The organism is Bradyrhizobium sp. AUGA SZCCT0182 (assembly GCF_018130185.1).
GTDB lineage: Bacteria > Pseudomonadota > Alphaproteobacteria > Rhizobiales > Xanthobacteraceae > Bradyrhizobium.
This window is the reverse complement of the sequence record NZ_JAFCLY010000094.1, coordinates 1-4,324: the sequence shown is the minus strand read 5'-3', so window position 1 is coordinate 4,324 and position 4,324 is coordinate 1. Positions and strand designations below refer to the sequence as shown.

Annotated in this window: 4 protein-coding genes; 3 read left to right on the top strand and 1 reads right to left on the bottom strand. The window is 62.6% G+C overall.

Going from position 1 to position 4,324, the window contains the following annotated elements:
- Positions 1–540 precede the first annotated feature (540 nt).
- Positions 541–933, bottom strand: a complete 393-nt coding sequence (gene apaG, locus JQ611_RS41290) for a Co2+/Mg2+ efflux protein ApaG (protein ID WP_212265336.1) — start codon at positions 931–933, stop codon at positions 541–543.
- A 245-nt stretch (positions 934–1,178) separates the two neighbouring features.
- Here apaG and JQ611_RS41285 point away from each other — a divergent pair, with 245 nt between their 5' ends.
- Genes JQ611_RS41285 through JQ611_RS41275 form a run of 3 tightly spaced genes read left to right on the top strand, consistent with a single transcriptional unit; the run spans position 1,179 to position 4,208 of the window.
- Positions 1,179–2,411, top strand: coding sequence for an OpgC domain-containing protein (locus tag JQ611_RS41285; RefSeq protein WP_212265335.1), 1,233 nt, complete (start codon positions 1,179–1,181; stop codon positions 2,409–2,411).
- On the top strand, positions 2,411–3,169 hold the full coding sequence (locus JQ611_RS41280; RefSeq protein WP_212265334.1) for an SGNH/GDSL hydrolase family protein: 759 nt from the start codon (positions 2,411–2,413) through the stop codon (positions 3,167–3,169). The genes JQ611_RS41285 and JQ611_RS41280 overlap by 1 nt, the downstream gene beginning before the upstream one ends.
- A gap of 13 nt (positions 3,170–3,182) precedes the next feature.
- Complete coding sequence (locus JQ611_RS41275) at positions 3,183–4,208, top strand: SGNH/GDSL hydrolase family protein (protein ID WP_212265333.1); 1,026 nt, start codon at positions 3,183–3,185, stop codon at positions 4,206–4,208.
- Positions 4,209–4,324: the final 116 nt, after the last annotated feature.

Below are 4,324 nucleotides of genomic sequence, written 5' to 3'. Positions count from 1 at the left end.
CGGTGGACGCTGGTTTACGCCTCGACGACGGCGTGGATAAGCGTACGGCAAAACCGTGTGGTCCTGGCGCCCGTTGCTGGCGTCAAGCCGTCGGCTAAGCGTGAGCTGAACCGGCGGTGACGGAGTCAACCAAGAACTCGTCTCCGGGGAGAGCACGGCATAAGCCGTAAAGCCATTGCGCAGGGAAGGCCGGGTGTTCTCCGCTGCCCTGTATGCTCGTGTGCAGCCTACTTAGTGCAAACCGCACACGGGACCGCGGGTGCAGCGCGCACCCGGTCTTCCCTGCGCCCTCTTGATGAGAGGGCACGGAAGTTTCTGGCAAAGCTCGGGCGCAATGCGTCGCGAGATCGCGAAAGTGTGTTCAGTACAGTGCAACAACAAGAACCGCTGTCGTCCCGGCCTTGAGCCGGGACCCATACGCCGCGGCCCATCGGTTAGAGCGCTGGCGTTAGCGACCTTCCGCAAACAATGACTGCCGCGGCGTATGGGTCCCGGCGTTCGCCGGGACGACGAGGGAGCCAGCGCCGAATGCCTTCGCCCCTAATTCAACACCCGCTTGTTATCCGGGCTATCCAGCGAAAACGTCGGCACGTCGATCTCGAATTTCTCGCCGCTTTCGTTGACCATCTGATAGCGCCCGGTCATGAAGCCGGACGCGGTCGGGAGCGGCACGCCGGAGGTGTATTCGAAGCGTTCGCCGGGGGCCAGCACCGGCTGCTCGCCGACCACGCCTTCGCCGCGGACTTCCTGCTTGCGGCCGGTGGCGTCGGTGATGATCCAGTGCCGCGTCCGCAGCTGCACGGTCTCATTGCCGGAATTGGTGATGACGATGGTGTAGGACCAGAAATACTGGCCCTTCGCGACCGACGGGTGGTCCGGCATGAAGTTCGGTTCGACGGTGACTTCGATCTGACGGGTGACGGCGCGGTACATGAATAAAAGCTTCCAGAATCCTGTGCCGCATCATAGCCAAGAAAGCCGATGGAACCAATCGCGGGGCCGGCCGGCAGGGGCGGGGCGTCCATGCTATTCCATCCTTGTTTCAACACAGTTTCGCCCTAAGGCGCACCCGCGCGGTCCGGATCGCCGTATCTGGCTTGTCTTGCGTGCTTGGGGGGCCGATATTGTGCCCTCGTGCCGTGCAATTTGCGTCAGATTCGCTGCCAAAACGGTGCCCGATGTCGTCCATTGCCGATCAAATTACCGGACCATCCGTGAGTAACGCCGCGGTAACCTCCGCGCCGGCGATCACGCTGCCGGCGGCCGGCGAGCGCGAATTGCGGCTCGATCTGTTTCGCGGGCTGGCGCTGTGGCTGATCTTCATCGATCATTTGCCGGCGAACATCCTGACCTGGTTCACGATCCGCAATTACGGCTTTTCCGACGCCACCGAGATCTTCATCTTCATCTCCGGCTATACCGCGGCGTTCGTCTATGGCCGCGCCATGCTGGAATCCGGCTTCGTGATCGCCACCGCCCGCATCATGCGGCGGGTCTGGCAGATCTACGTGGCGCATGTGTTCCTGTTCACGATCTTCCTGGCGGAGATTTCCTACGTCGCCACCAATTTCAACAACCCGCTGTATTCGGAAGAAATGGGGATCATGGATTTCCTCAAGCAGCCGGATGTCACGATCATCCAGGCGCTGCTGCTGCGATTCCGTCCCGTCAACATGGACGTGCTGCCGCTCTATATCGTGCTGATGCTGTTCCTGCCCCTCATCCTGTGGCTGATGAAGTGGCGGCCCGACGTCTCGCTGGCGCTGTCGGTGGCGCTCTACGCGGCGACCTGGCACTTCGATCTGTACCTGTCGGCCTATCCGAACGGATTCTGGGCCTTCAATCCGTTCGCATGGCAATTGCTGTTCGTGTTCGGCGCCTGGTGCGCGCTCGGCGGCGCCGAGCGGATGTCGGCGATCCTCTCCTCGCGGATCACGATGTGGATCTGCATTGCCTATCTGCTGGCCGCCTTCTTCGTCACGCTGACCTGGCACATCCCGCAACTGAGCCGCTTCATGCCGAAGCTGATCGAGCAGTGGATGTACCCGATCACCAAGACCGACCTGGATGTGCTGCGGTTCGCGCACTTCCTGGCGCTGGCGGCGCTCACCGTGCGCTTCCTGCACAAGGACTGGCCGGGGCTGAAATCACCCTGGCTGCGACCATTGATCCTGTGCGGGCAGCATTCGCTTGAGATATTCTGCCTCGGCGTCTTCCTCGCCTTCGCGGGGCATTTCGTGCTGGCCGAAATCTCCGGTGGAGCGGGCCTGCATTTCCTGATCAGCGTCGTCGGGGTACTCATCATGTCCGGCATGGCGTGGGTCATTTCGTGGTACAAGCATTCCGCCGACAAGAATGCCTCGAAGAAAAAGGGCGCTGTTGGCAACGCCGATATGGCGGGAGGGGGCTGATGAAGTCCAACCCGGTGATGATCCTGGGGCTGACCTTGATTGCCGGCTTGCTGGCCGTGGCTCCCGTGCGCGCCGAGGATGCCCCTGCCAATTGCGAGGTTCCGGCCTATCTGCTGACGTCCGAGAGTAAGTTGCCTAAGGTCGAGACGGCCATTGCCGGCGACCGCCGGCTGGAGATTCTGGTGGTGGGCAGCCGGTCGTCGACCATCGCGGCGTCCGAAGCCAGCGCCTATCCTGGCCGGCTGCAGGTCATGTTGAAGGAGGCGCTTCCGAAGGTCGCGGTGAACGTATCCGTAGAACTACAGGTCAAGAAGACGGCCGAAGAGGTCGCTGGCGGACTTGTTAAGCTCGTGGAAGTAAGAAAGCCTACTTTGGTTATCTGGCAGACCGGCACCTACGATGCTATCCGATCGATCGATCCCGATGATTTCCGCGCCGGTGTTGAAGAGGGTGTGGCTGCGTTGCAGAAGGCGGGGGCCGACGTGATCCTGATGAATCTGCAATACAGCCCGCGCACTGAAACGATGATTTCCGCGCCGCCCTACCTGGATAATATGCGCGTGGTGGCGCAGCAGCACGACGTTCCCCTGTTCGACCGCTTCTCCATGATGCGGCACTGGAGCGACGCGGGAGACTTCGACCTGTCCAGCACGTCGCATGGCCCTGACCTTGCCAAGCGGGTGCACGATTGCCTCGGCCGCGCGCTGTCGAAATTCGTGATCGACGCGGCGCATGTGAACCCGGCCCAGCAGAATTGAGGAACTAGCGTAAATGAGTCGTTACTGCCCTTTTTTGCCGTCGACATCGCTGGCAGCGTTCGCCATCGCGGCGACGGTGCTGATGATGCCGGCGTCCGTTTTGCCGGTGCAGGCGCAGGCGACCCAGACCGCCCAGCAGGCGACGCTGTCCGACACGGCCAAAACTGAAGCCGCCAAACCGCCGGCGGCGCCGACCACGGGTGCGGGCAGCGTGGCGGCCGCCGAGCCGTCCGGTCCGGCGGCGCAAAGGAGCGTTACCGGCAAGGCGATCGACAAGGCCAAGGAGGTCGCGAAATCGGCCGCCGACATTTTCAGCCGTGTTCCCTGCCTGCCGCCGAAGGGTGGCGCCAAAAAGATGGGATCGCTGCCGCGTGTCGCGGGCAAGCTGGCCGCGGGCGAGCCGGTGGTGATCATCGCGTTCGGATCGTCGTCGACCGCGGGCTTCGGCGCGACCTCGCCGGAGTTCAACTATCCCAACCGCCTCGCAGCGCAGCTGCACCGGCAATATCCGACCGCCGACATCACCGTGATCAATCGCGGCCAGGGCGGCGAGGACGCGCCTGAAATGATGAAGCGGCTGCAGACCTCGGTCATCGACATGCATCCGGACCTGGTGATCTGGCAGGTCGGCACCAATGCCGTGCTGCGCAATCTCGATCCGGCTGAGACCATCAAGCTGGTGGAAGACGGTGTCGCGCGCATTCAGGCGACCGGCGCCGATCTGGTGCTGATCGATCCGCAATATTCGCCGCGCGTCAACGAACGCGCGGAGAGCGCGGGCAAGATGATCAACCTGCTCAACAAGGTCGCCGAACTGCGCAAGGTCGGCATCTTCCCGCGCTTCGAGGTGATGCGCGACTGGCACGAGAAGCAGGCGATCCCGATGGACAATTTCGTCATCGCCGACGGTCTGCACATGAGCGACTGGGGCTACGCCTGCTTCGCGCAGCTGCTCGGCGACGACATCATCCGCTCGGTCGGCCAGATCAAGCTCGGCGTCAACGTGCCGTCGAACGTCCGGACGTACCGGCCGATGTGATTACTGTCGCGGCTACACACCGCTGTCGTCCCGGCGAACGCCGGGATCTACCGTGTTAGCTGTCAAGAGGCGTTAGCGCCTTTCCAAGGCTGTCCGGACCTGATTACGGCATTGGC

Bases quoted from the DNA above. Each gene is read 5' to 3' on its own strand.
- apaG (WP_212265336.1), bottom strand. From the start codon at position 933: ATGTACCGCGCCGTCACCCGTCAGATCGAAGTCACCGTCGAACCGAAC.
- JQ611_RS41285 (WP_212265335.1), top strand. From the start codon at position 1,179: ATGTCGTCCATTGCCGATCAAATTACCGGACCATCCGTGAGTAACGCC.
- JQ611_RS41280 (WP_212265334.1), top strand. From the start codon at position 2,411: ATGAAGTCCAACCCGGTGATGATCCTGGGGCTGACCTTGATTGCCGGC.
- JQ611_RS41275 (WP_212265333.1), top strand. From the start codon at position 3,183: ATGAGTCGTTACTGCCCTTTTTTGCCGTCGACATCGCTGGCAGCGTTC.